Here is a 26,183-nt window from a genome sequence, read left to right on the forward strand (position 1 = left end):
GTGAATTCTATTTGCTTGCGCCCATTTGCGGATCATTTGATACTGCGCATAGTCGACAAAAATGTAAAATAAAAACGATGCGTTTTTTGCTGCAAAGGGAGTTTAGAAAATGGATACGGATGATCTGGAACCACTACGTCCAAATTTAGCGACACCACTTGATTTAGAAGAAATGTCGATCGAAGCATTGGGTGAATATATTGATGTCCTAAATGCAGAGATTAAACGCGTAGAAGAAGCCATTGTGAAAAAGCAGGGCGCCCAAGGGGCAGCCGAAGCTTTATTCAAAAGTTAAAGGTTAAATCATATGTCTGAAATAAACCGCCAATGGGTTCTGACAAGTCATCCTACAGGCATGCCATCTGTTGAAAATTTCAAAATGGTTGAAGGCGAAATGCCAGCCATTGGTGAGGGGCAGGTATTGGCCCGTTCCATCTATCTTTCTCTTGATCCTTATATGCGCGGACGGATCAGTGCGGCTGCCAATTATGCGGCAGGTGTTGGTATTGATGATTGTATGCATGGCGGGGCAGTTGCGGAAATTGTAGCCTCAAACCATCCTGACTATCAGGTAGGGGATATTGTAGAAAATATCAATTTTGGCTGGCAGGATTATGCGGCTTTGAATGTAGATTTAGGCAATGGTAAAAAGTTGCATAAGGTGGATAAATCCCTTGGCCCTATTCATTCTGCGATCGGTTATCTTGGTATGCCGGGTTTAACAGCCTATCTTGCCTTACGCGATATTGGACAGCCAAAAACAGGCGATACTGTTGTTATTTCTGCGGCAAGCGGGGCGGTGGGACAAATCGCAGGACAAATTGCCAAGATCAAAGGCGCGCGCCCTGTGGCGGTGGCTTCATCTCAAGATAAGTTAGATTATTGTGCAAGCCTTGGCTATGAAGCAGGGATCAATTATCGCGATACAGCTGATCTGGATGCGGCGATGAAAGAAACATGCCCTGATGGTGTGGATGTTTTCTTTGATAATACGGCGGGGCCTATCCATGATGCGGTGATGAAAAACCTTGCACCATTTTCGCGTATTATTATCTGTGGCACCATTTCATTAGCAGGCAAATTTGAAGAACCGGATATGGGGCAACGTTTTATGCGTCAGGTTCTAGTGGCACGTGCCAAAATGCAAGGTTTCTTGATTTTCGATTATGGCGAAGAAGATATCATCGAAGCCCGTCAACAATTGGCGAGTTGGGCCAAAGAAGGCAAGCTTCAGCATAAAGAGGATATAAAACAAGGCTTTGAGAAAATGCCCGAATCATTCATTGATATGCTGACATCAAAAAACTTTGGCAAATTGATGGTACAGACACGGGATGACCCGACTGTTTAAACCTTGATTGCAATGGGGTAGGGAGCCGATCTATGTTGGAAAAACGCATTCTTGTGACGGGCGGTGCTGGTTTTATAGGCTCCCATCTCTGTGATCGTCTGGTTAAAGACGGACATGATGTGATCTGTGCAGATAACCTTTTCACGGGACGCAAACGCAATATCCAGCATTTGATGGATGAACATAATTTTGAATTCCAACGTCATGATGTGACTTTCCCCCTCTATGTAGAGGTGGATCAGGTTTATCATCTGGCATGTCCCGCATCGCCCGTACATTATCAATATAATCCGGTGCAGACCGTTAAAACGGCGGTGCATGGGTCAATTAATATGTTGGGTCTTGCCAAGCGAATTAATGCACGCATCCTTCAAGCGTCTACTTCTGAAGTTTATGGTGATCCAGAAATTCATCCTCAAAAGGAAGACTATTGGGGACGTGTAAACCCGATTGGCCCGCGGTCTTGTTATGATGAAGGCAAAAGATGTGCGGAGACTTTATTCTTTGACTATCACCGCCAGTATCAAACCGATATCAAAGTGATCCGTATCTTCAATACTTATGGCCCGAATATGCATCCCCAAGATGGTCGCGTGGTCAGTAATTTTATCTGGCAGGCTTTGCATAACGAAGACATCACCATCTATGGCGATGGCACGCAAACCCGATCCTTCTGTTATGTGGATGACTTGCTAGATGGTATGCAGTCCATGATGAATGATAGCCGCGATGATTTTATTGGTCCCGTAAATCTGGGGAATCCGGGGGAATTTGAAATTGGGGAACTGGCTGAGCTCACCCTGAAACTGATCCCCAACAGCACATCTAAAATCATCTATAAACCCTTACCACAAGATGACCCAACCCAACGCCAGCCAGATATTTCACTGGCTAAAAGCGAGTTAAGCTGGGAACCAAAAGTCGCGCTGGAAGATGGTTTAAAAGAGACGATTAGGTATTTTCAAAACTTGAAATAGGAGTGGGGGATGTCTGATTTAAATGATCAGGCGGTTGGCGCATTAGGGGGCGTATCTGCATTAGCAACATTAACGGTCTGGGTTGTCGAGACACCAGCCCTTATCCGCTATTCAGTAACTGCTATTTCCGTGTTAGCCATTTCTCTTTTTATAATCGCCAATATGATCAAGCGTTCCCGTCTTGTGAAAAAGCGAGAGGAACAGCTTAGAGAGTTAAGAGATTAATTTCTTTTCATCTCACATAAACCTCATTTCCATCTTTAACAGCCTCCATAACTACAAAAGTGGAGGTGGTGGTGACACCTCTGAGTGCGGTGAGTTCTTCGCCGAGCAGGTGGCGATAGGCATTCATATCTTTGACGCGAACTTTGAGGAGGTAATCAAAGCCGCCAGCAGTCATATGGCATTCCACCACTTCCGGCGTGCGGTTCACCCAACCTTTTAATTCATCAAATACATCCGATGTGGTGTGGTCCAATTTGACTTCCACAAATACCAGCAAGGATTGATCCAGTTTGTCGGGATCAAGGATGGCTTGGTACCCTTTGATATAACCTTGGCGTTCCAGTCGGCGGACACGCTCCAAGCAGGGGGTCGGGCTAAGATTGATAGCCTTGGCGAGGTCTACGTTAGAGATTCGCCCATTCTTTTGCAATTCGCGCAGGATATTGCGGTCAATCTGGTCTAATGGTTTATAAATTTCATTCATAACAGAATAATTCACTATAAAAATATCAAAATAATAGTGAATATATCGTGTAATTTTAAAATATAGAAGCACATTCTTTTGTTGTTTTGATATTCTTAAGGGAAAGATTTGATTTAAGGAGTATCCCTACATGCTATTGCGTGCGCCATTAAAAGAAGCAACAAACCTGCGCCAAGCCATCCGTGACGCCTATTCCATGGATGAAGAAAAATGTGTAGCAGAAAGATTACAACAAGCTGAACTTTCATCCGATATGAAAGATCGTATTTATGATCGTGCCTTGAAACTGGTGAGTAAGGTGCGCAAAGAGCGGGTGAAATCTTCGGGTATTGATGCCTTTATGCATGAATATGAATTATCGTCCGAAGAAGGTGTGATCTTGATGTGTCTGGCGGAGGCATTATTACGTATTCCTGATAAGGAAACCGCCGATGCCTTGATTAGTGATAAGATCGGTGGGGCGAATTGGGAAGCCCATCTTGGGAAATCAGAATCCTCTTTTGTGAATGCGTCTACTTGGGCCTTGATGTTGACCGGACGCGTGGTGCAGATGGAAGAAAGCGGCAAAGGCGGCTGGGCTTCTGTCTTGAAAAAGATGGTTCATCGTTCTGGGGAACCTGTCATCCGTCAGGCCGTGGTGCAGGCTATGAAAATCCTTGGCAAACAATTTGTGATGGGCCGAAATATCGGGGAGGCCTTGAAACGCGCCAAGGAGATGGAAAAGAAAGGTTATCGTTATAGCTACGATATGCTAGGCGAAGCGGCCCGCACTATGAAAGATGCGGAACGATATTATGAAGAATATCAAAATGCCATTCATGCCATTGGTAAGGAAGCCAATGGGCGCGGTGTAATTAACTCCCCCGGTGTGTCTGTAAAGCTATCGGCCCTGCATCCACGTTATGAATTTGCCAAAACAGATCGCGTGATGGCTGAAATGGTGCCAAAGATTGCGCATCTATGTAAACTGGCGGCGGATTATGATATCGGCCTTTGCATTGATGCAGAAGAAGCGGATCGTCTGGATATCTCCCTCGATATTCTGGAAGCAATTTGTCAGGAAACCTCAATTGAAAAATGGCAAGGCCTTGGTCTTGCGATCCAGGCCTATCAAAAACGTTGTGTGCCACTGGTGGATTTCCTAACCGATCTGGGTCGTCGCTATAACCGTCGCTTTATGGTGCGTTTGGTGAAAGGCGCCTATTGGGATACGGAGATTAAATTGGCACAAGAACAAGGCTTGGATGGTTATCCGGTCTTTACCCAAAAAGCCAATACGGATGTATCTTATCTGGCTTGTGCGAAAAAGTTATTGGCCGCGCCAGATGCCTTTTATCCATGTTTTGCAACTCATAATGCGCATAGCTTGTCTGCGATTATGGAGATTGCAGGCAGCACAGAATTTGAATATCAATGCCTGCATGGAATGGGCGATGCGCTTTATGATCAAGTGGTGGGTTTTGCTGATAAAGAGGGCGATGCACATGGTCGTCCCGTACGTGTTTATGCCCCTGTAGGTAGTCATGAAGACTTGCTTGCTTATTTGGTGCGTCGTCTTTTAGAAAATGGGGCGAATAGTTCTTTTGTAAATCGTATTGTTGATGAAACCGCGCCGATTTCCGATATCATTGCTGATCCGATCCGTAAGGTTGCGGATATGCCGATTAAGGCGCATCCAAAAATTGCACTTCCCAAAGATATGTTTGGCGATGAGCGCAAAAATTCTGAAGGCTTAGATATTCGCCATCCAGATGTGATTTCTAAAACATCAGAAGAAATGGTTCTAGCACAGAAAGAAGATTGGTTTGCGGGGCCATTGATTGGCGGCAAGGATCAGGAAGGAATGTCCCAACCTGTATTAAATCCCGCCAATAGAAAAGAGATTGTCGGCACCGTCCAATTTGCATCGGCATCTATGGCGACCCGCGCGTTGGAACGTGCGTTACGTGCCCAACCGGCATGGGATTTAACCAATGCGGTTGAACGGGGGCGTGTCTTGAATAAGGCTGCGGACCTATTTGAAGATAATGGTAATAAGTTAATGGCAATCATTATGAAGGAAGCAGGGAAAACCCTGCAAGATGCCATTGCGGAATTACGCGAAGCAGTTGATTTCTTGCGCTATTACGCAGAACGAGCTGCCGCTGAATTTGCGGAACCTCTTCAGTTACCGGGGCCAACAGGCGAAGATAATCAGATCAGCCTACATGGGCGCGGTGTGTTTTTATGTATTTCCCCGTGGAACTTCCCTCTGGCGATTTTTGCGGGGCAGGTCACAGCCGCGCTGGCAGCAGGTAACGCGGTTATCGCAAAACCCGCAGAACAAACATCTATCATTGCGTATGAAGCTGTGAAATTGTTGTTAAAAGCTGGTGTGCCGGGTGATGTTTTACATCTTCTACCGGGTGAGGGGCCAACTATTGGTACGCCCTTATTGACGGATCCGCGTTTGGGCGGGGTTGCCTTTACCGGTTCGACAGAAACATCACGTCTTATCAACCGTATGTTGGCGGATCGAAATGGTCCTATCATTCCATTGATTGCGGAAACAGGTGGGCAAAATGCGATGATCGTCGATAGTTCAGCCTTGCCGGAGCAAGTCACACGGGATGTGTTAATGTCGGCTTTCCAATCCGCGGGACAACGTTGCTCTGCTTTGCGTATTCTTTGTGTTCAGGAAGATATTGCTGATAAGCAAATTGAAATGATCAAAGGGGCAATGGAAGAATTAAGCCTTGGAGATCCGTCCATTCTTGAAACTGATATCGGTCCTGTGATTGATGATGAGGCACGAAAAGGTTTGATGGACCATGTGGCCCGGATGAAGAAAGAGGCAAAAACGCTTGGGGCGCTGGATTTGCCAAAAGAATGTCAGGATGGAACCTTTGTCGCACCGCATATGTTTGAAATCAATTCTATTGATCAATTGGAAAAAGAAGTCTTCGGTCCAATTCTGCATATTGTAAGATATAAGGCAGATCAGTTGGATGAAGTGATAGACGCGGTGAATGCCACTGGTTTTGGTTTGACCTTGGCAATTCATAGTCGGATCGAAGCCCGCATAGAGTATATTAAATCACGATTGCATGTGGGTAATACATATGTGAACCGTAATCAGATTGGCGCCATCGTTGGTGTTCAACCATTTGGTGGTGAGGGCCTATCAGGTACGGGACCAAAAGCGGGCGGGCCGCGCTATCTATACCGTTTTGCTGCAGAACGTACCGTAAGCACAGATACGACTGCAGCAGGTGGTAATGCTAGTCTGATGTCTTTGTAGACGATGTTATGCCGGCAACGGCTGAAGCGGGGATTTTTTCTTCTTCAGTTGTTGTTGGCTCTTCGTAATGCTGATCGATAAGCTTTGGATCAAATTCATGTAGGTAAGATCGGAATGTTTCCGCACTTGCTTTCCATGAATGTTTTTCTGCAAATTTACGGCAATTTTCTCGATTAAGCTCCAAAGCTTTTAAGACGGCTGTTTTCAAGTCATGGTCTAAGCAGCCCGCCGTGGGATCTGTGATAACATCTTTAGGTCCCATAACAGGGAAGGCAGCAACAGGTGTGCCGCATGCAAGTGCTTCCAGCATGACCAATCCAAAAGTATCCGTCAGGCTAGGGAAGACGAAGGCATCGGCACAATTGTAATAGGAAACCAATTCCTCGCCATGTTTAGCACCGACAAAGATCACATCAGGATATTTACGTACCAATTCATTCATCATAGGCCCATCACCGACAACGATCTTATTGGCATCAATATCCAGATCAAGGAAGGCTGCGATATTCTTTTCAACGGCAATACGTCCAACGGATAATAATATGGGCTTACCTTGTTGAATTCTATCTTTGGGGAGTTCTGCTTTCGGGCCCTGTTTGAAAAGATCAACATCAACACCACGCCCCCAAAGGCATGCATTGTGGAACTTATGCGCGTGCAAGTTTTCAACAACTGTTGGCGTGGGGGCCATAACATTGGTTGAATGCTTGTGGAACCAACGCATCATTGGATAAATCCAATTCTCGGGGATGCGAAAACGTGCTTCAACATATTCAGGGAAACGGGTATGAAAGGCCGTTGTAAAGGGAAGTTTTTTCTTACGGCAATAATTTCTTGCAGCAAGACCTAATGGACCTTCGGTTGCAATATGAATGGCACAAGGCATAAATTCTTTCACGACTTTCTCAATAGCTTTTGATGTCACTAAGGAAAGACGAATTTCTGGATAAGTCGGGCATGGGACTGTTTTATATGCTTCTGGTGTGATCATACGCACATCGTTGCCCATTTTGATTAATTCTTCCTGCATGGAGGATAGAGTTCTTACGACGCCATTGATTTGTGGATACCAAGCGTCGGTAATAATTAATATGCGCATGAAGCTTCTGTCTCTTCTGATTTTATGAATACGGGTTCTGTCGACGTCCATTCAACTAATTCAAGGCGTCCATCCATATGTTCAACAAGGGCGGAACAACTTTCGACCCAATCTCCGTCATTGCAATAAAGAATACCGTCGATGTCTCGCATTTCCGGATGGTGGATATGACCACAAACCACGCCATCTACCTTTGCATTTTTTGCAGCTTTTGCGATGGCTTCCTCGTATTCAGCAATAAACTGAACGGCGTTTTTAACTTTAAGTTTCAAATACTGGGATAGAGACCAATAAGGGCGCCCCATTTTTTCGCGGATCTTATTATACCAATTATTGATCACTAAAAGCATGGTATAGATACCGTCTCCTAGAAGTGCTAACCATTTGGCATATCTTACCACAACATCAAACTCATCCCCGTGTATCACAAGGAGTTCCTTGCCATCTGCTGTTTTGTGAAAAGCACGTTCTTGAACGTCCACGCCTCCAAAATGATGATTTACATATTCACGGGCAAATTCATCATGATTGCCGGGTACATAAATTACCTTTGTGCCTTTACGAACTTTACGAAGGATTTTCTGAACAACATCATTGTGGCTTTGTGGCCAATACCAGCTTCGCTTCAAACGCCAACCGTCAATGATATCTCCGACAAGATACAAATAGTCACTTTCATTATGCTTTAGAAAGCTTAAGAGTTTATCTGCCTGACATCCTTTTGTTCCAAGATGAATGTCAGAAATCCAAATGCTGCGATATTTTGTGACTCTCGGTGTGTTCATCTTCATAACGCGTCCTTTCAAACGAACTTGGATCAAACCGAATCAGTTCCTCGAATCTTTGTGGTCGAAACCTAGGGGCGCTTTGTTAAGATTTTGCGTCAAACCGCAAATTTCATAGGGTTGAAACGGAATTGTAACGAAATCTTAAAACAAATCTTGGCATAGCTTGTTTATGAAAAGACGTATTCTAATTATTCATAACCCGATTGCGGGACGGCCTCTCATTACCCGTTGGCGTGAGAGTAAGATGCTAAAATTATTGCATCTTCTTACTGAACGCGGACATGAGGTTTCCATGATCCTGACAGAACGTGCAGGACATGCTGAAAAGCTTGCCTATGAAGCAGAGGATATTGATGTCATTGTTGCAGCAGGAGGGGATGGTACGATTAATGAAATCGTAAATGGCTTGTGTCAGCGTGATGAAGCAAAACTTGGACCGAGCATTGCTGTTCTGCCAATGGGAACAGCCAATGTCTTGGCATGGGAACTTGGGCTGCCCAGCGATTTGAAAAAGATTATAAATATCATCGAGGCGGGACGTTCCAAAAAAGTTTATCCGGGGTTAGCTGATGATCGTCGATTTTTATTGATGGCAAGTAGTGGGTTGGATTCAAGAGTGGTGAATGTCGTTAATTCAGGACTGAAGCGTTTTATTGGGGGGGCGGCATATGTGGTTGCTGCGTTTACGGTTCTGAAACAAAAGCCACCATTTATTCGTGTTCGGGTAAACGGACAAAGATTAGTAGCTAATACTGTTATTGTAACTAGAGCTGCAAGATACGGAGGGCCATTTGTTGTCGCACCTGATGCGGATATAAGTTCTGATGACCTTTATGTAATCTTGTTACCATTATACGGATATTGTGCCGCATTATGTTACGGCGTGAACTTGGCGCTGGGTAGATTACACCTATCGCGGGATGTGACTGTTTTAAAAACAAATGAAGTTCAATTTGAAACGGCCAAAGAAAGTGACATCCAAATGGATGGGGACGGCCCATTCATTATGCCGATGAATGTAACCGTTGATCAACGTAGTGTTGGTATATTGGTGTCTTCCTGACAGTTTTGTGATTTGATTTTTTAGTCAGTTTTCCGTTTAGTTTTATTTATGATGAAACGGGCCTCTTTGATATTCTCATTAATCGCAGGGATGTTTGCGGCGATGCAAATCTCTACTGCTTTCGCACTTGATCCAGTTCATACAGGATTTTTTAGTGACACTGCTATAGAAGGTTATGACCCTTTATCATATCACGATAAAGGACAGGAAGAGGCAGGTGCTGAAGAGTTTAGTTATAAGTGGAATGGCGCTATTTGGCATTTTACATCCCAAGAAGGTCGGGACGCATTTATCAAAGACCCCAAACTATATGCCCCTCAATATGGTGGATACTGCTCTAATCAAATGAGCTTAGGTAATATTCATGGCGGTGATCCACAGGTTTGGTTGATCCATAAAAAGAAGCTATACTTGTTTGGTGCGAATGTCGGAAAAAAGCGCTGGCAGAGTAATGATCTTGACGAAATGGTCCAAGCTGCCGATGCTCATTGGGATAAAGTAAAACCAATAGAATAGATATAATTTTCAACAGGTGAAGATTTCATCTTAAGGGGATGGGTATGGAAACCACTTTCGGAACCGAGTTGCGTAATCGATTGTGGGAGCTTTTTTATGAGCTTCCAGTCTTTCAAGAACAGGTGCTATTTGCATTAAGAGAAGCAACAACAGCAGGAGATATGTCTTGGTTGTTTCCAACTCTAGCTTTGGCCTTGTTATATTTTGGTATCGGATTGCTTGGATTACGTTTTGTAAATAATTGGGCACGCAATCAGTTTGCACATTTTTTTAAAGACGAACCAAAAGACGTTAGTGAAAAATTATCTTTCTTGTGGTTCCGCGGATTTATGCAAGCAATTGCAACCGGCGTTGCATTTGTAATCGCGACGCTACTGGCTTATCTGACGAATGATTCCGGTGGGGCGGAACTAACTACTCAGTTAGCGGTTATATCCATCGGTAGTAGTGTCGTTCTCGTACATTATATTTTCTATAACTTATCGGGGCTCGATGTACCTGAATATAGAGCTTTGCCTATGAATGATGAGCAGGCACGAGGTTTTTATCGTGACTTTACTTTTTTGATTTCGTTCGGCATCGCAACGGTTCAGATATGCTTCTGGCTGGGTGACATTGGTGTTCACAGTCAATCCTATAAACTGATCCTTCTGATTGGAACCACCATCATTGTTGTCGCGACATCGGCATTGGTAATTTATCGTTCACGAAAAATACGAGTGTTTCTTCGATCTTTAAGTAAGGAAGATAAACCCGGTCCACTTTTGGAAGTTATCAGCCGTATCTGGCATTTGCTTGTCATTTTTTACGTTTTGGCGGCTTGGGCAAAAGTATCCGTTAGTTTGCTGATGGGATGGCCTACGGGTATTGCTTTGGCTTTATCGCCGTTTTTCTGGGCGTATCTAAGTTTGGCGGTCTATGGATTGTTGCTCATCGTCATTGAAAGGATATTTGCCAAGTTAGAACAACAACATGAGCAAGTTGAAGATATTGCTGAAAGCGTATTACAAGCGGATCGCAAAAGTTTAAAAGCATTATGTATCAAAGGTGCACGGATCATTGTATCTGTTGTTTTCTTGGGGATCGTATTGCGTGCTTGGGGGCTTGATCCATTAGCTGAAGATGGAATGGTTGTTGAGTTCTTTGATATTCTTATCGTCCTGTTTTTTGCTTATATGGTTTATGAAGCGATCAAAATTACAATTGATAATAAGATTGCTGATGAGCTTGGTGACGTCACTGAACCTGAACCCGGAGATGAGGGGGGCGGTGCCAGTGCAGCTTCCCGTCTAGCCACGTTATTACCGATGTTTAGAAACGCCTTATTGTTCACAGTTCTTGTGATCTCAGGAATGATTGTCTTATCTGAAATGGGCGTTGATGTTGCACCATTATTTGCAGGTGCCGGGGTTGTCGGTCTGGCTGTGGGATTTGGTGCTCAAACGTTGATCCGAGACATTTTCTCTGGTGCTTTCTTCTTAATTGATGATGCGTTCCGTAAAGGAGAATATATCGATCTCGGTACTGTTAAAGGGACTGTTGAACGTATCTCAATCCGATCCTTGCAATTACGTCACCACCTAGGCGCTTTACATACTATTCCATTTGGCGAAATTTTACATCTAACGAACTATTCACGCGATTGGGTAATGATGAAGCTTACCTTGCGCGTAACTTATGACACGGATGTGGAGAAGGTTCGGAAACTCATCAAAAAGCTGGGGCAGCAGCTGTTGGAACACCCAGAAGTCGGAGCCTCTTTCCTTCAACCGCTAAAATCGCAAGGTGTCTACAAGATGGAAGATTCTGCGATGATTCTGCGTGTGAAATTTATGACCAAGCCGGGGGAGCAATTTGTCGCGCGTAAACTGGTTTATTCGCAAATCCGGGAATTATTTGCAAAAGAAGGTATTAAGTTTGCCCATCGTGAAGTTACCGTGCGCTTGGCGGGCGATGATGGAAAAAATATAGACGCAGATAATCTGTCTGAAGAGGATAAAAAGGCTATTGCAGGTGCGGTTTTACCACCAGATGAAAATACGCCCGCAACATCAAAAACTTAAACTGAAAAATATTCTTAATTTAGGGCTTCGAAATTATCTGGATTTCGGAGCCTTTTTCTATGCAGTTAAGAGTGGTTATTAACATAATTAAGAACGACTCTTAACATTGATGTAAATCAATTTTTTCCCTTGAAAAAGTCGAAAAAAGGCGTAAATAAGCAATCAGGACTAATTTAGTACGGTTTCAAGTTAGAGGCTAGTGTGTTTCGTTTAAGCAAGCTTACAGATTACGGTGTGATCGTCCTTGGTCAGATGGCTGATCTTCAGGGTGAAAACACAACTGCGCCTGATTTGGCTGAGGTTACAAACTTACCTCAACCGACTGTCGCAAAGATTCTGAAGCTGTTGGCGAAAGCTGATGTGATTGTGTCTACACGGGGTGCTGGCGGCGGCTATGCGCTGGAACGTTCTGCGGAACAGGTAAGTGTTGCTGAGGTTATCGCAGCGCTGGACGGGCCGGTGGCTTTGACAGCTTGTGTTGATGGGGCTGAAGGTGCCTGTGATGTGGAGGATCTTTGTCCGATGCGTGGGCGTTGGGACCCGATCAATATGGCAGTTAAGGCCGCATTAGAATCTGTCTCTTTAGCAGATATTAATAAAGATGCAGGCATACCTGATTTCATAAATATGAAGCCACTTTCAACTGGACTGAAAAATAGTCAAAAACAAAAAGCAGATCAATCTGCATTAGCGAAGGATCAAGGATAATGGCGGCCACAACGGAAACCATTGAAAAAGTAAAAGATATCGATGCTGGTGGTGACAAATATAAATATGGATTTGTCACAGAAATCGAAATGGAACGCGCACCCAAGGGGTTAAGCGAAGAAGTTATTCGCTTTATTTCTGCGAAGAAAGAGGAACCTGAATGGTTGCTTGAAAAGCGTCTTGAGGCATATGACCATTGGAAAACAATGGAAGATCCGGACTGGGCAAAGCTGGAAGTGCCACCAATCGACTATAATGGTATCTACTATTATGCTGCGCCTAAATCAGACGCGGATAAACCAAAATCCTTGGATGAAGTTGATCCTAAGTTACTTGAAACATATGAGAAGCTTGGCATTCCGTTGAAAGAACAAGAAGTTCTTGCCGGTGTTGTTGGATCGCCAAAAGTAGCTGTGGATGCGGTGTTTGACTCTGTATCCGTTGCGACCACCTATAAGAAGACTTTGGAAGAAAAAGGGATTGTTTTCTGTTCAATCTCAGAAGCTGTAAAAACACATCCTGAGTTGGTTAAAAAATATCTAGGGTCTGTTGTACCTCATACAGACAACAAACATGCATGTTTGAATAGTGCTGTGTTTACGGATGGGTCGTTTGTTTATATTCCTAAAGGCGTTCATTGCCCGATGGAGTTATCCACCTATTTCCGGATTAACGCAGAAGAAACAGGTCAGTTTGAACGTACATTGATTGTTGCCGATGATAATTCTTATGTAAGTTATTTGGAAGGCTGTACAGCACCCCAACGTGATGAAAACCAGCTTCACGCGGCAATTGTTGAGATTGTTGTTTTAAATGATGCGGAAGTTAAATATTCCACCGTTCAAAACTGGTATCCCGGTGATGAAGACGGCAAAGGTGGTATTTATAACTTTGTAACCAAACGTGCGGCATGTCGTGGTACGAATTCCAAAGTAAGCTGGACGCAAGTTGAAACTGGTTCTGCGATTACGTGGAAATATCCAAGTTGTATCCTACAGGGCGATGGTTCTATCGGTGAATTCTATTCAGTTGCCATTACAAACAATATGCAGCAAGCCGATACAGGCACCAAGATGATCCACTTGGGTAAAAATACAAAATCCAAAATTATCTCCAAAGGTATTTCTGCAGGTAAATCTGATCAAACATATCGTGGTTTGGTACGCGTGTCGCCGCGTGCGCAAGGTGCTGTGAATTATACCCAATGTGATAGTTTGCTGGTTGGTTCTAATTGTGGTGCCCATACAGTTCCTTACATCGAAAGCAAAAACCCAAGTGCGAAACTGGAACATGAAGCAACCACCTCTAAAATTAGTGAGGATCAGCTTTTCTATTGCCTGCAACGCGGCATGGATGAAGAAGAAGCTGTTTCATTAATTGTGAACGGTTTCTGTAAAGAAGTAATGCAAACCCTACCTATGGAATTTGCCGTGGAAGCACAAAAACTGATCGGTATTTCCTTGGAAGGAAGTGTGGGGTAGTTGGCTAAAACCACCCCACAATTTGAGAATTTATTGAAGCGATAGCTAACAGCTAAATCAGGATTAAAAATATGTCGCTATTAGAAATTAAAGATTTACACGCCACAGTACATGGTAAAGAAATTTTAAAAGGTGTGAACCTGACAATCCGTCCAGGTGAAGTTCACGCGATTATGGGCCCAAATGGTGCAGGTAAGTCCACATTGTCCTATGTGTTGTCTGGCCGTGAAGGTTATGAAGTGACAGGTGGTTCCGTTACTTTTGATGGTAAAGATTTATTTGAATTGGAAGCAAATGAACGTGCCTGTGAAGGTTTGTTTCTTGCATTCCAATATCCTGTGGAAATTCCGGGAATTACAAATACAACCTTCCTGAAACATGCCTTGAATGCGAAACGTAAATATCATGGCGAAGCTGAATTAGACGGTTTGGAATTTGTAAAATTGATGCGTTCTAAATCCAAAGAGCTTGGCATGCCGGATGATATGTTGAAACGTCCTGTGAATGTTGGTTTTTCCGGTGGTGAGAAAAAACGTAACGAAACATTGCAAATGGCGTTGTTAGAGCCAAAACTTGCGTTGCTTGACGAAACAGATTCTGGTTTGGATATTGATGCATTGCGCGTGGTCGCAGAAGGCGTGAATCGTTTGCGTAGTCCTGAACGTGGTGTCCTTTGTATCACTCACTATCAACGTTTGTTGGATTATCTGGTGCCTGATTTTGTACATGTTTTGGCAGATGGAAAGATTGTAAAATCTGGTGACAAGAATTTGGCATTGGAATTGGAAAAAACAGGTTATGCGGAATTCGGTTCTGCTGCGTAAGGAAGAAGGCCTATGTCTGAAGTAATTGATCCCTTCTTGCGCGGTTTCGGATATTCCCCTGTTGATTTGCCACTGGCACAAGTGGAATGGATGACCAACCGTCGCATTGAAGCTAAAAACGCCTATGAGCGCCTTGGCTTGCCAACTATTCGTCTTGAAGATTGGAAATTCACCAACTTGAAAAATCTTCGTAATGTGGATTTTTCATTGGCGACAGAAGATTTTTCTATTTCTATGGCTGCGTTGCCAAAAGCCGTGCCGAATGTTGATGCCCATAGAATTGTTTTTGTGAATGGTATTTTTGATGCGGAGTTATCTGCGATTGGTGATCTGCCAACTGGCGTGAAGCTTGGCAGTTTAGCAGAGGCCATTGAGGCTGATCCTGATAAGTTTGAAAATGAATTAAATGCTTCCATCAATATGGATGTATCTGCATTGGCTGCCTTGAATACAGCCTATCTTGCAGATGGTTTATATTTGGAGGTAGATCGTGCTGTGGTGATGGAAAAGCCAATTCATTTGGTGTCCTTGACTTATACAGGAGATGAAGCAGTAAGTTTTCATCCACGTCATTCCATCCGCTTGGGTAATGGTGCCGCTGTAACACTGCTAGAAAGCCATGTGGGTGTTTCTGGTGAAATGCAAAGTTTTGGTAATGCGGTTTCTGAAATTCAGCTAGGTCGTGATGCGAATTTAGGCCATTATATTCTTCAGAAAGAAGCAGATCATAGTTCTGCATATGGCTTAACAACCATTAAAGCGGATAAAGGTTCTGTTTATGATGGTTTCACCTTAAATCTTGGTGGTCAGATTATTCGCAACGAAACCTTATGTGATATTGATGGCGAACATGCGGAAATTCGCATTAATGGTGCCTATCATGCGGATGTTAAGCGCCACCATGATACAACAATTCGTGTGAACCATAATGTGCCTAATTCCAAGAGTTTAGCAGTATTTAAAGGCGTGCTAGGTGATCAGGGTAGAGGTGTGTTTCAGGCGAAAACCTATGTTGAACGCGGTGCGGATGGTACGGATGGACAACAATTACACAAAGCTTTGTTACTGAGTGACAAGGCTGAGATAAATGCTAAGCCAGAGCTTGAGATTTATGCAGATGATGTGAAATGTGCTCATGGCTCCACATCTGGTGCGTTGGATCAAATGCAACTTTTCTATCTGGAATCCCGTGGTATTGATGAAGAACGTGCTCGTGCTTTGTTGGTTCAAGCCTTTTTGCATGAAGCAGTAGATCATATTCGTCATCAGGAAATCTGCGAATTATTCCATGCTGAACTTGAAAATAAATTAGGAGAAAGCGCATGAGTGAAGCAATCTCCCAAGGTTTTATTGACGATTATGATGTAAACGCAATCCGGGCGGATTTCCCGATCCTATCTGAATTAGTTCATGGCAAGCCATTATGTTTTTTGGATAACGGGGCTTCTGCACAAAAGCCACAAGCGGTCATTGATGCCATTGCTGATACTTATAAACATTGTTATGCAAATGTACATCGTGGGGCCTATGCCTTTTCTGAACAGACAACTGCGAATTATGAAGCTGCACGTGAAACTGTACGTGCTTTCCTAAATGCAAATAGTGAAAAGGAAGTTATCTTCACTGGCAATGCAACAGGTGCCATGAATTTGGTGGCACATAGCTTTGGTCGCGGATTACTGAAAGAAGGAGATGAGGTGATCATCTCTGCGATGGAACATCATTCCAATATAGTGCCGTGGCAAATGTTACGTGATGAAAAAGGTGTTGAGTTAACGGTCGCGCCTATTTCCGATGATGGCACCTTCTTGTTAGAAGAATTTAAATCTATGTTGTCTGAAAAGACAAAGCTGGTTGCGATCACACATGTTTCCAATGTGCTGGGTTCTGTTGTACCTTTGAAAGAGGTTGTCGAAGCAGCACATGCCGTTGGTGCGAAGGTGATGGTAGATGGATCACAAGCCGTGATGCATATGCCTGTGGATGTACAAGATTTGGATGTCGATTTCTATATCTTTACCGGCCATAAGCTTTATGGCCCAACAGGTATTGGTGTTCTTTACGGTAAGGAAGATTTGTTGGACAAGATGCCGCCATTTATGGGCGGTGGCGATATGATTGCTTCTGTGTCTTATGAAAAATCTACATGGGCGGAATTGCCTGCGAAATTTGAAGCCGGAACACCGCAAATTGTACAAGCAATTGGTCTAGGGGCTGCGATTGATTATGTTCAATCAGTTGGATTGGAACGTATTGCTGCCCATGAACAACGCCTTTTGAACTATGCAACACAGCGTTTATGTGCTGTTGATGGATTACGCTTGATTGGTACGGCAACAAATAAGACATCTGTATTGTCTTTTGTGATGGATGGCACGCATCCACATGACATCGCAACCATTGTTGACCGTAAAGGGGTTTGCATCCGCGCGGGTCACCATTGTGCAGAACCTTTGATGGATCGCATGGGGGTAAGTGGGACAAGCCGTGCCTCTTTGGCGATGTATAACACCATGGAAGAAATTGATACGCTGGCAACAGCTTTGGAAAAAGTACGGGAGATTTTCGGCTAATGACTGATCAAGATAAAAAAGCTGAAAACGACACTCAGGAAGAGACATCACCAGAAGTTCATATGGCAAGCCCATATGATGCGGCTTTGATGAACCCATATGGTATGGGCGCCTTTGGTGCTGGTGGTATGGCTGACTTTGGATTTTCTCCTGCTGCGGAAGAAGGCACACAGGCCAAAGCGGGATATGAGTTGGAAGAAGGATCTGAAACGGCTGAGGCTGATGATCTTATTGCGGCTTTACGTACTGTCCATGACCCTGAAATCCCAGTGAATATTTATGATCTGGGACTGATTTATGACTGCACGATGCAAGATGGTGGTAATGTAGATATTACGATGACATTGACGGCACCTGCATGCCCTGTGGCTGGTGAGATGCCAGGACAAGTTGCCCAGGCAGTTGCTGATGTCGATGGCGTGGGTGAAGTGACAGTGACGCTTACTTGGGAACCACCTTGGCGTCAGGATATGATGTCCGAAGATGCGATGTTGGCAATGGATTTATTCTAAGAATAGAAGCTTTTCTAAAAAGGCACTTAAAAAAATATAAATTTGCCTTATATTAAAGATATAACCTTGATGGATTAAGAGACATATTATGTTTGGAACTGGCGAACCTGTATTGAAATTAACCGACGCTGCAGCGGCACGCGTACGTGATATCATGGATAACGCAGAAAATGATGTTCTGGGTTTACGTGTTGGTGTGTCAAATAAAGGCTGTTCCGGTCTTTCCTATGTGGTAAACTATGCCAAGGAATTAAAGCAGTTTGAGGAAGTTGTAGAAGATAAAGGTGTTAAAATCTTTATCGACCCCGCTGCTGTTATGTTCTTGATCGGATCAGAGATGGATTTCGAAGAAAGCAAAATGGAAAGTCGTTTTGTGTTCAGTAATCCAAATGAAACAGCCCGTTGTGGGTGTGGTGAAAGCTTTAGTGTTTCTTAAACTAAAGCTTCTATTTCTTTTTACAATCAGTCTTCTTCTTTTCCTGCGATCGCGGCAAGGAAAACATCGGCATATTGATCGGCTTTAGCGTCACCAACGCCATTAATGCGCAAGAATTCGTTTCTATTTTCTGGTTTTTCTAAAGACATATGAATCAATGACTTATCGTTGAAGATCACATAAGGCGGTACATCTTTAGCCCGGGCAATACGTTGACGTAGAGACTTCAAGCGCATGAAAATCTCTTTATCTTCTTCACTGATTAAAGCAAGACTAGCAGCGGTTTTCTTAGGTAATTTCGCTTTGCGTGTGACATGTACGACATCGGGGCGATAGGCAAAATTATCATTTCCTTCCATCAAGTCCCGACAACGATCTGTCAGTTTCAAAGCGCCATAGGCACGGATGTCTAGTTCAAGATAACAAGCGCCAAGTAATTGACGGATAATAGCTTGCCATTCCTTTTCATTAAATTCCTGACCGGAACTAAATGAGGACAGTTTGATATGGCCGTTCTTTTCATGTTTGGCTGATGCATTCCCCATTAAATGTTGGGTGACATAAACACTGCCAAAATATTGACCTGTTTCGTGGATCGCCGTGAATACTTTCTTTGCTATATCCGTCCCGTCAATCGTTTCGTTAGGATTGGTACAGACATCACAATGACCGCATTTTCTTATTTTTTCCCCAAAATAAGAAAGCAAGCTTTTGCGTCTACATTCCGGCGTTTCACATAAAGCGACTAGTGCATTTAGGCGCTGATTTTCTTTAACAGATGTGATTTCGTCTTTAGTATCGCTTTGCATCAAGTTTCGTCGGGTGACGATGTCTTGTAAACTGAATAGAAGATGTGCTTGCGCAGGTAATCCATCACGTCCTGCGCGGCCAATTTCCTGATAATATGCCTCTATACTGCTGGGCAGGTCCACATGACACACCCAGCGTACGTCGGCTTTATCAATCCCCATACCAAAAGCCACTGTGCCACAGATAATAGCGTCAGGATCGCGCATAAAAATATTAATCACGTTTTTACGTTGCTGATCATTCATCCCGGCATGATAGGGATAGGCGTTATATCCTTGTTCAGCCAGAAATTGCGCGGCTTCTTCATTTCGTTTTCTTGAAAGGCAATATACGATCCCACATGAATTAGCAGGCTGGCTTTTAATAAATTCCAGTAATTGAGCTTTCCAATCTTTGGTGCGGCCTTCCATACCGATATAGATATTTTCACGATCAAACCCTGTGGTGATCAACTTATTTGGGCGATCAAATAAGGCGTCTTCGATATCTTTACGAGTGGCAGGATCAGCTGTTGCTGTGACGGCAATGATCGGGACATTAGGAAATTCATCTTTTAAGCAGGACAGCTGCATATATTCTGGTCGAAAATCTGCACCCCATTGAGAAACACAATGGGCCTCATCAATAGCAAACATAGAGATTTTTTGCGACTTTAAGTAATTGATCATCGCAGTCGTGAGCAGCTTTTCAGGTGAGATATATAAGATTTTGATCTCACCTTTTTGCAGGCGTCCCCATATTGCGCGTTTTTGATCATTCGATTGGCTGGAATTAACTGTTTCAGCGGGAATGCCATTCGCTTTTAAGCTAGCCACTTGATCATCCATGAGTGCCAGTAGAGGGGAAACCACAATGGCTAAGCCGTCTCGTATAAGTGCTGGTAATTGAAAGCATATAGACTTGCCCGCACCTGTCGGCATGACCGCCATCACATGGTGGTCATCTATGATCGCGGTAATCGCTTCTTCCTGACCATCACGAAATTGATCATAGCCAAAATGATGTTTTAAGGCAGCACGGGCAGCTTCATTAGAGGTCATGTTCAATTACACCAAAGGAATATTATCGATGAGGCGAGCTTTACCCAGATGCGCTGCGGCAAAAAGACGTTGTGCTTGACCTGAAGCTTTATGAGCGGGAGTTAAGTCACGTTCTTCACGAATTTCGAGATAATCAACCGAATTGAAACCAGCTTCTATAATCTTAGCCTTTGCTGCTTCGAGTATTTCAAAATAGCTATCTGCATTTCTCGCAAGCTTTATAGTTTCTTGCATGATCTTTTGCATGGAAGGGGCAATTTGCCTTTCTTCCGCAGAAAGATAGCCATTGCGAGAAGACATAGCTAAACCATCATCTTCACGTAGAGTAGGGCTGCCAATAATCTTTACTGGTATATCCAAATCCCTTGTGAACTGTTTAATGACCATTAATTGTTGGAAATCTTTTTCCCCAAAAACGGCCACGTCAGGTAACGCTTGCAGAAGTAATTTTGTCACGACTGTGCATACACCGTCAAAATGGCCTGGACGATCATCCCCACATAAACCTTGAGAAATTGTGGTTACAGACACGTTTGTGGAAAAGCCGTCTGGGTACATTGCATCAACTGTGGGTGCATAAAGAATTTCCACCCCCGCTTCTGCAAGTAGCTTCTTGTCGTTCTCAAAGGTACGTGGATAGCTTCCAAAATCTTCATTTTCCCCAAACTGTTTTGGGTTCACAAAGATTGTGGCACAGACAACATCTGCGTGATCACGTGCTGTCTTTGCTAATGAAATATGCCCTATATGAAGATTTCCCATAGTCGGTGTGAGGGCAACGGCTTTACCCTCTTTTCGTTTTTCGGCAATTGCTTCACGTAAATCCGTGACTGTACGCACCACAAGAATGTCAGACATGATCGTCTCTTTTATTATTCGTTAGGATGCGTCTTTTTTAGCGGTTGATTTGGTTCCAAACAAGTGCTCATCCGCTGGGAAGGCACCAGAACGCACCTCGTTACAGAAGTTTTCAATAGCTGCGTTAATATCTTTGTTAAGGTTGGCATATCTTTTTACAAATTTTGGCTTGAATTCGTCGAAGATACCAAGGATGTCATCAATCACCAGAACCTGCCCGTCACAGGCGGCAGAAGCACCAATGCCGATTGTTGGGATATCTAATTCCTCGGTGATTTTGCGACCCACAGGCTCCATGACCCCTTCAATAACAACAGAAAAAGCACCAGCTTCCTGAACTGCCAAGGCATCTTTGAGAATCTCATTAGCAGAAGCTTCATCCTTCCCTTGCGCACGAAAACCGCCCATTGCCTGAACACGTTGAGGCATCAAACCCACATGTGCCATTACCGGGATGCCACGTTGGGTTAAAAAGTCGATGGTTGGCGCCACATCACGGCCGCCTTCGATTTTCACGGCATTTGCACCGCCTTCAGCCATTAATCTTGCTGCATTGCGAAAGGCAACTTCTTTTGATTCCTCAAAAGATCCAAATGGCATATCAACTACGATCAAGGCGTTCTTTGTCATGCTGGAGACTGCTTTGCCATGATTGATCATCATATCCATGGTCACGCCAAGAGTATTTTCCATGCCGTAGATCACCATGCCTAAAGAATCCCCAACAAGGATAATATCGGCATGTTGATCAACGATCTTAGCAATCGGCGCAGTATAGGCAGTTAACACGACAATCGGTGTGTCGCCTTTTCTTGCACGAACTTCCGGAACGCCAAGTCGGCGTGGTACTGTGGATGGAACTTTGCTCATCTCTTAATCTCCCGCGATGATCTTTATAGTCGATTTCTATTTTTCGATTTCACGGGTTGTATCATGCTGCAGTGCAAAATAGAAGGGAAAAGAGTTTTTCCTTATTTGAACAAACCTTCGATTGGGGCAACTTCATTACTACGAGGAAAGACTGCATTATTGATTGCTTGTAATGGCATTCCTAAATGATCGCGTAGGACCGCTTTGAAAATAGCGCGCATATCTACCGTAGATTTTAAAGCGCCGGTTGAGGTTAATTGTTCTTCTGCCAGTCCAGGCCAAGTTCCAAGCGCGCGACCGCCTTTAATAGGGCCACCAATGACAATGGTCGATGTTGCATAACCATTATCTGTACCGCGATCTTCGTTCGGTTTAACGCTACGTCCGAATTCACTGGCGATTACAACAACGGTATTATTCCAATCTTCAGCCATTTCAACTGCTAGGCCTTCGATTGCCCCAGACAACGCTGCTAAACGACGCGCTAACTTACCTGTACGTGACCCTTGGTCTTCATGCGTATCCCAACCGGATGCTTCTAAGACTGCGATATTGTGTCCATCTGTTCTTGTCAGAACCTTACCTGCTTCACGTGCGGCTTTTTCCAAGCCAAAAACGGAGTCTGCTGATTTCGCATATGTTTGATCATCTTCTGGTAGCTTACGACGTTGTTTTTCAACATGGGCCGCTGCTTGACTAAGGGCAGGTGAAAGCAGCGTGTCATGATTATGTACAACGGTTAAACGTCGACCATAGCCTTCAAACGGTGCCTCCATGATATGTTGAACAACATCGTTCCCACCACCGGCAATTTGTAGAAGCATTGGAACCTGTTTGCCAAAGTGGATTGTGTCTTCTTGAATAGCACCCATGGCTTGTAAAGCACGTCCCATCCAACCAGATCCGTCCCCGCCTAATTGACTATAGCCGCTTTCAAAAACTTCTTGTGCAGAAAAATGCGAGCCATCGGCAATTGGTAGGCCTGATGCAGGGATAAACACCATCTCTTCTCTTGCCCAGAAGGGTAAGAAAGCTTCAGCCATTGGATGCAAACCAAAAAGTTTGTTTAAGCGAATCGGTGCGCCGGAATCTTTGTAAGATGGCAGCGCAAGATTACCACGTTGAGTCTGGTAATTTTCATCTCCCATCGCTGGGAAAAGGGCAAGATTATCCAAACCACCTCTTAAATGAATAAAAACCATTTTCTTGGTAGATGGAATGGCTGCAAATGACATACTTGTAGGTAGTAATACTGCGGCAGCAGCTGTTGTGGCGGCGCCAGTGAGAAACTGTCGACGGTTTAAGTTGGAGGATAGATTGTCTTTGGTCATTTCAATATTCCTACCTAAACGCGTTGAAACTCTGGGCTACATAGTAATAGTGCTGTTGAATCTAATTTACTTGGCGCGATTGCAATATGGCGCGCCGTTGCAGGGCGTAACTTGGGACCCAGTACCGCGATACCCTGATCAACAGGCTCTGCATTTAGTCGATCTTCGGCTGCAATTTGAGTTAACCATTCAATGCGGTCCGCATAAAGATCGGATGTTACCCAATGAGCGGATTGTTTAGGCCAGCCAGTCGGCATATGGGGTTGATAGGGTGGTTGCCCTAATTGGGTTTGTTGACGAACCAGATCACGTCCATTTTGGGGATTGCGATCAAGGGCTTTATAAGTTGAGATTACCAGATGTTGAGGCGTTTTCACTTTGCCAGGCACCGGCGTCCATGCTTCTTCGGATTCGATCATTGCATGTGCCATGCCCATAATATTTCCACTAGCATTTAAGAAACCTCGGACCATATGAGTTACGAGTGTATCTGTTGGAGTATCTGATACAAATTCTTTTGCCATATTGGTCGCTAATGTCCAAGCTGTACGAGGAGTTCGGCCAATCATATCAACCGCCGCTTCAAATTCCATCATACCCGCATTAGGAAAAATCCGTTTCATGAACATTTTCTGATTACGATCATGCCATGAATCTTTAAACATAAAGCCACCAGGGTTTCTAGACCCTAAACCACCTACGGTCCAACCTGTTAACATCGCGGTTAAACCTTCGACATCCGTTTCTGTATATTCGCCTTGTGGACCCATCGTATGACGTTCAAGAATTTCACGCGCCATGGATTCGTTCATTTCAACTTTAATTTTATCTCCCGTGGGGGATGTCGGGGCAATGCTACGATTATTATTATGATAGATCAGCATAGCTGGATGTTGATAGGCCGCTAATAACAAATGATAATAGGTGCGGTTTAGATAGGGGCGAATAACTTCACGCTCAAACTGCACTGTCATTGGATACATCATTTCATCCTGACCAGATAAATTAAACTGGTTTACGAAGAAACGAACAAGACGCTCTCTGAACGGATTGGGACTGTTAAATGCCGCAAGCTCATGTTGACCAATTTCCCACATGGCATTTTGGCGTGCAGATTCACGAAACTTGAAAAGACCTTCACGGCCTTCATTCTGCGCTTTCATAAAATTCTGAAGATGGTCACGGCTTTTGCTTAACCCCTGAATTTCGTCAGGTGTGGAGGTGTCATTGATTTGACGGACCAACCATCCTTTTGGGTCTTGTGCAATGATTTGCAACTCACCGGGGCGCAAGCCATAGCCAAATCTGGTGGCGGCAATTGCTGCTCTCCAAAGAGGTTCAGGAAATTGACTTTCGTTGATTGCATTTTCCGGGCTGGACGGGTCAGGCGAATTGATCAAAAGCTCCGCCGCGGTAACGCGGGTAGCTTCCTCACCTGTCGTGGTAGTTATTGTTGACTGCGCCATAAATGCAAATACTCCAAATATGTCATGAGTTTAGACCGTTCTAAGATACGCTGCAATAGCTCATAACAAGGCGATTTTTACCTATCTGGTTATAGTATTTATAAGCTATGCAAATACTTCGCCAATTTGATGAAAATGATAGAAAAATGACGTTTTTTCGCATTGGCGAATGGAGTTTCATCTGCTAGAAAGTTGTCAAAATTAAGATGTGATCACAAAATGATTACGAATTGGGACGATGGTCTTTCCACTGGCCCATTTAATTTGCTCTATCTGGACTATTGCAATTTGCGAATGTTTTTGTTCTTTGGTCGCTGGTTTATGGGCAATTTACTTTTTTGGAGTGTCTATTATGAATATTCAACATCCTTATTTAATGTTTTTAGGTGATGCACCTGATCAATTGGCAGCAAAAGTTGCAAACGGCGTTGCTAAATGGCGTCCTGATTGGTGTTTAGGCCAATTCCGTCTTGATGGTTGTGGTGCTGATCTTGGTTTGACAGATATGTCTATCGAAGAAGCACATGCAGCTGGTGTGAAAACACTTATCATTGGTGTTGCTAACCGTGGCGGTATTATCCCAGATAGCTGGAAAGCCAGCATTATTAAAGCTCTTGAACTTGGTATGGATGTGGCTTCAGGTTTACATAATAAACTTGTAGATATTCCTGACATTAAAGCAAAAGCAGATGAACTGGGCCGTAACTTGTTTGATGTACGTCATCCAACAGAAGATTATCCTGTTGCAAAAGGGTCTAAACGTTCTGGTAAGCGTATCTTGGCTGTTGGTACAGATTGTTCCGTGGGTAAGATGTTCACAGCATTGGCTGTTGAAAAATCCATGAAAGAAGCTGGCATGAAATGTTCTTTCCGTGCCACAGGTCAAACAGGTATTTTTATCGCTGGTGACGGTTTCTCCGTTGATGCGGTCGTAGCAGATTTCATCGCAGGTTCTATTGAAACATTGACACCTGCAAATGACGAAGATCACTGGGATGTTATCGAAGGCCAAGGTTCTTTGTTCCATGCATCTTATGCAGGTGTATCTCTAGGCTTGTTACATGGTTCCCAACCAGATGCATTGGTAATGTGCCATGTTGCAGAGCGTGACCATATGCGTGGCCTTCCAGATTTCAATCTGCCATCCATCCAAGAATGTATTAAAGTTAACGAAACAATGGGTCGTGTTGTTAACCCAGACTGTAAAGTCGTTGGTGTTTCTGTAAATACATCTATGCTTTCTGATGAAGAGGCTGATAAATATTTGGCTGACTTGGAAGCTGAGCTTGGTTTGCCATGCGTTGATGCATTCCGTCACGGTGCAGCACGTTTGATCGAAGGTTTGAAATAATCCCTTCGGCCTATGCTGACTAAATTTTAAGGTGAGGCCGAAGTTGTCTTTTGATGACTTCGGCCTTTCTTATTTAT

24 protein-coding genes are annotated in these 26,183 nt (G+C 43.8%); 16 read left to right on the forward strand and 8 right to left on the reverse strand.

Annotated elements, in window-relative coordinates:
• The first annotated feature begins 109 nt into the window (after positions 1-109).
• Genes ACOQOA_RS01640 through ACOQOA_RS01655 form a run of 4 tightly spaced genes read left to right on the forward strand, consistent with a single transcriptional unit; the run spans position 110 to position 2,553 of the window.
• Positions 110-295 (forward strand): DUF1192 domain-containing protein, encoded by a 186-nt coding sequence (locus tag ACOQOA_RS01640; RefSeq protein WP_420546928.1) that lies wholly within the window; start codon positions 110-112, stop codon positions 293-295.
• Positions 296-307: 12 nt separating this feature from the next.
• Positions 308-1,351, forward strand: a complete 1,044-nt coding sequence (locus ACOQOA_RS01645) for an NADP-dependent oxidoreductase (protein WP_420546929.1) — start codon at positions 308-310, stop codon at positions 1,349-1,351.
• Positions 1,352-1,383: 32 nt separating this feature from the next.
• Positions 1,384-2,328 (forward strand): UDP-glucuronic acid decarboxylase family protein, encoded by a 945-nt coding sequence (locus tag ACOQOA_RS01650; protein ID WP_420546930.1) that lies wholly within the window; start codon positions 1,384-1,386, stop codon positions 2,326-2,328.
• Between the two features lie 9 nt (positions 2,329-2,337).
• On the forward strand, positions 2,338-2,553 hold the full coding sequence (locus ACOQOA_RS01655) for a hypothetical protein (protein ID WP_420546931.1): 216 nt from the start codon (positions 2,338-2,340) through the stop codon (positions 2,551-2,553).
• 7 nt (positions 2,554-2,560) lie between these two features.
• On the opposite strand, the gene ACOQOA_RS01660 is transcribed toward ACOQOA_RS01655, so the two are convergent.
• Positions 2,561-3,037 carry an Lrp/AsnC ligand binding domain-containing protein gene (locus ACOQOA_RS01660; RefSeq protein WP_420546932.1) on the reverse strand — a complete coding sequence of 159 codons (477 nt, stop codon included), beginning with the start codon at positions 3,035-3,037 and terminating at the stop codon, positions 2,561-2,563.
• A 130-nt stretch (positions 3,038-3,167) separates the two neighbouring features.
• Here ACOQOA_RS01660 and putA point away from each other — a divergent pair, with 130 nt between their 5' ends.
• The gene (gene putA / locus ACOQOA_RS01665) at positions 3,168-6,317 is read left to right on the forward strand and encodes a bifunctional proline dehydrogenase/L-glutamate gamma-semialdehyde dehydrogenase PutA (protein WP_420546933.1); all 3,150 of its coding nucleotides are present in this window, start codon (positions 3,168-3,170) and stop codon (positions 6,315-6,317) included.
• Here the strand turns inward: putA and ACOQOA_RS01670 are convergent.
• Together ACOQOA_RS01670 and ACOQOA_RS01675 are read right to left on the reverse strand one after the other, a co-directional pair.
• Positions 6,298-7,416, reverse strand: coding sequence for a glycosyltransferase family 4 protein (locus ACOQOA_RS01670; RefSeq protein WP_420546934.1), 1,119 nt, complete (start codon positions 7,414-7,416; stop codon positions 6,298-6,300). The genes putA and ACOQOA_RS01670 overlap by 20 nt on opposite strands.
• Positions 7,404-8,207 carry a UDP-2,3-diacylglucosamine diphosphatase gene (locus ACOQOA_RS01675; RefSeq protein WP_407923911.1) on the reverse strand — a complete coding sequence of 268 codons (804 nt, stop codon included), beginning with the start codon at positions 8,205-8,207 and terminating at the stop codon, positions 7,404-7,406. Before ACOQOA_RS01675 ends, ACOQOA_RS01670 begins: the two co-directional genes overlap by 13 nt.
• Positions 8,208-8,373: 166 nt before the next feature.
• Between ACOQOA_RS01675 and ACOQOA_RS01680 the strand changes: the two genes are divergently transcribed.
• From ACOQOA_RS01680 to ACOQOA_RS01725, 10 genes are all read left to right on the forward strand, one after another.
• Positions 8,374-9,267, forward strand: coding sequence for a diacylglycerol/lipid kinase family protein (locus ACOQOA_RS01680; RefSeq protein ID WP_420546935.1), 894 nt, complete (start codon positions 8,374-8,376; stop codon positions 9,265-9,267).
• A 102-nt stretch (positions 9,268-9,369) separates the two neighbouring features.
• Positions 9,370-9,783, forward strand: coding sequence for a YHS domain-containing (seleno)protein (locus tag ACOQOA_RS01685; RefSeq protein ID WP_420546936.1), 414 nt, complete (start codon positions 9,370-9,372; stop codon positions 9,781-9,783).
• 44 nt (positions 9,784-9,827) lie between these two features.
• Positions 9,828-11,846, forward strand: coding sequence for a mechanosensitive ion channel family protein (locus ACOQOA_RS01690; RefSeq protein ID WP_420546937.1), 2,019 nt, complete (start codon positions 9,828-9,830; stop codon positions 11,844-11,846).
• A gap of 201 nt (positions 11,847-12,047) precedes the next feature.
• On the forward strand, positions 12,048-12,554 hold the full coding sequence (locus ACOQOA_RS01695) for an SUF system Fe-S cluster assembly regulator (RefSeq protein ID WP_420546938.1): 507 nt from the start codon (positions 12,048-12,050) through the stop codon (positions 12,552-12,554).
• Positions 12,554-14,035 carry a Fe-S cluster assembly protein SufB gene (gene sufB, locus ACOQOA_RS01700; RefSeq protein WP_420546939.1) on the forward strand — a complete coding sequence of 494 codons (1,482 nt, stop codon included), beginning with the start codon at positions 12,554-12,556 and terminating at the stop codon, positions 14,033-14,035. The genes ACOQOA_RS01695 and sufB overlap by 1 nt, the downstream gene beginning before the upstream one ends.
• 71 nt (positions 14,036-14,106) lie before the next feature.
• Positions 14,107-14,859 carry a Fe-S cluster assembly ATPase SufC gene (gene sufC, locus ACOQOA_RS01705; RefSeq protein ID WP_420546940.1) on the forward strand — a complete coding sequence of 251 codons (753 nt, stop codon included), beginning with the start codon at positions 14,107-14,109 and terminating at the stop codon, positions 14,857-14,859.
• A gap of 12 nt (positions 14,860-14,871) precedes the next feature.
• Positions 14,872-16,185 carry a Fe-S cluster assembly protein SufD gene (gene sufD, locus ACOQOA_RS01710; RefSeq protein ID WP_420546941.1) on the forward strand — a complete coding sequence of 438 codons (1,314 nt, stop codon included), beginning with the start codon at positions 14,872-14,874 and terminating at the stop codon, positions 16,183-16,185.
• Entirely contained in the window at positions 16,182-17,432 is a 1,251-nt protein-coding gene (locus ACOQOA_RS01715) for an aminotransferase class V-fold PLP-dependent enzyme (protein WP_420546942.1), read from the forward strand. Before sufD ends, ACOQOA_RS01715 begins: the two co-directional genes overlap by 4 nt.
• Positions 17,432-17,944: a DUF59 domain-containing protein gene (locus ACOQOA_RS01720; RefSeq protein ID WP_235914204.1), complete on the forward strand. Its 513-nt coding sequence runs from the start codon at positions 17,432-17,434 to the stop codon at positions 17,942-17,944. Before ACOQOA_RS01715 ends, ACOQOA_RS01720 begins: the two co-directional genes overlap by 1 nt.
• 88 nt (positions 17,945-18,032) lie before the next feature.
• A complete protein-coding gene (locus ACOQOA_RS01725; protein ID WP_155157353.1) occupies positions 18,033-18,380 on the forward strand; it encodes a HesB/IscA family protein in 348 nt (115 codons plus the stop codon).
• 26 nt (positions 18,381-18,406) lie between these two features.
• Here ACOQOA_RS01725 and recQ read toward each other — a convergent pair whose 3' ends face one another.
• The 5 genes from recQ to ACOQOA_RS01750 all read right to left on the reverse strand — a co-directional run bounded on the left by recQ (position 18,407) and on the right by ACOQOA_RS01750 (position 24,755).
• Positions 18,407-20,230 carry a DNA helicase RecQ gene (recQ, locus tag ACOQOA_RS01730; RefSeq protein WP_420546943.1) on the reverse strand — a complete coding sequence of 608 codons (1,824 nt, stop codon included), beginning with the start codon at positions 20,228-20,230 and terminating at the stop codon, positions 18,407-18,409.
• Positions 20,231-20,236: 6 nt separating this feature from the next.
• Positions 20,237-21,088 carry a pantoate--beta-alanine ligase gene (gene panC / locus ACOQOA_RS01735; protein WP_420546944.1) on the reverse strand — a complete coding sequence of 284 codons (852 nt, stop codon included), beginning with the start codon at positions 21,086-21,088 and terminating at the stop codon, positions 20,237-20,239.
• A 21-nt stretch (positions 21,089-21,109) separates the two neighbouring features.
• Complete coding sequence (gene panB, locus ACOQOA_RS01740) at positions 21,110-21,958, reverse strand: 3-methyl-2-oxobutanoate hydroxymethyltransferase (protein WP_420546945.1); 849 nt, start codon at positions 21,956-21,958, stop codon at positions 21,110-21,112.
• 101 nt (positions 21,959-22,059) lie between these two features.
• Positions 22,060-23,289, reverse strand: coding sequence for a DUF1501 domain-containing protein (locus tag ACOQOA_RS01745; protein ID WP_420546946.1), 1,230 nt, complete (start codon positions 23,287-23,289; stop codon positions 22,060-22,062).
• Between the two features lie 14 nt (positions 23,290-23,303).
• Positions 23,304-24,755 (reverse strand): DUF1800 domain-containing protein, encoded by a 1,452-nt coding sequence (locus tag ACOQOA_RS01750; protein WP_420546947.1) that lies wholly within the window; start codon positions 24,753-24,755, stop codon positions 23,304-23,306.
• Positions 24,756-25,107: 352 nt separating this feature from the next.
• Between ACOQOA_RS01750 and dgcN the strand changes: the two genes are divergently transcribed.
• On the forward strand, positions 25,108-26,106 hold the full coding sequence (gene dgcN, locus ACOQOA_RS01755; RefSeq protein ID WP_420546948.1) for an N-acetyltransferase DgcN: 999 nt from the start codon (positions 25,108-25,110) through the stop codon (positions 26,104-26,106).
• Positions 26,107-26,183: the final 77 nt, after the last annotated feature.

It is taken from the genome of Curvivirga sp. (genome assembly GCF_965219885.1).
Lineage (GTDB): Bacteria > Pseudomonadota > Alphaproteobacteria > UBA8366 > Aestuariispiraceae > Curvivirga.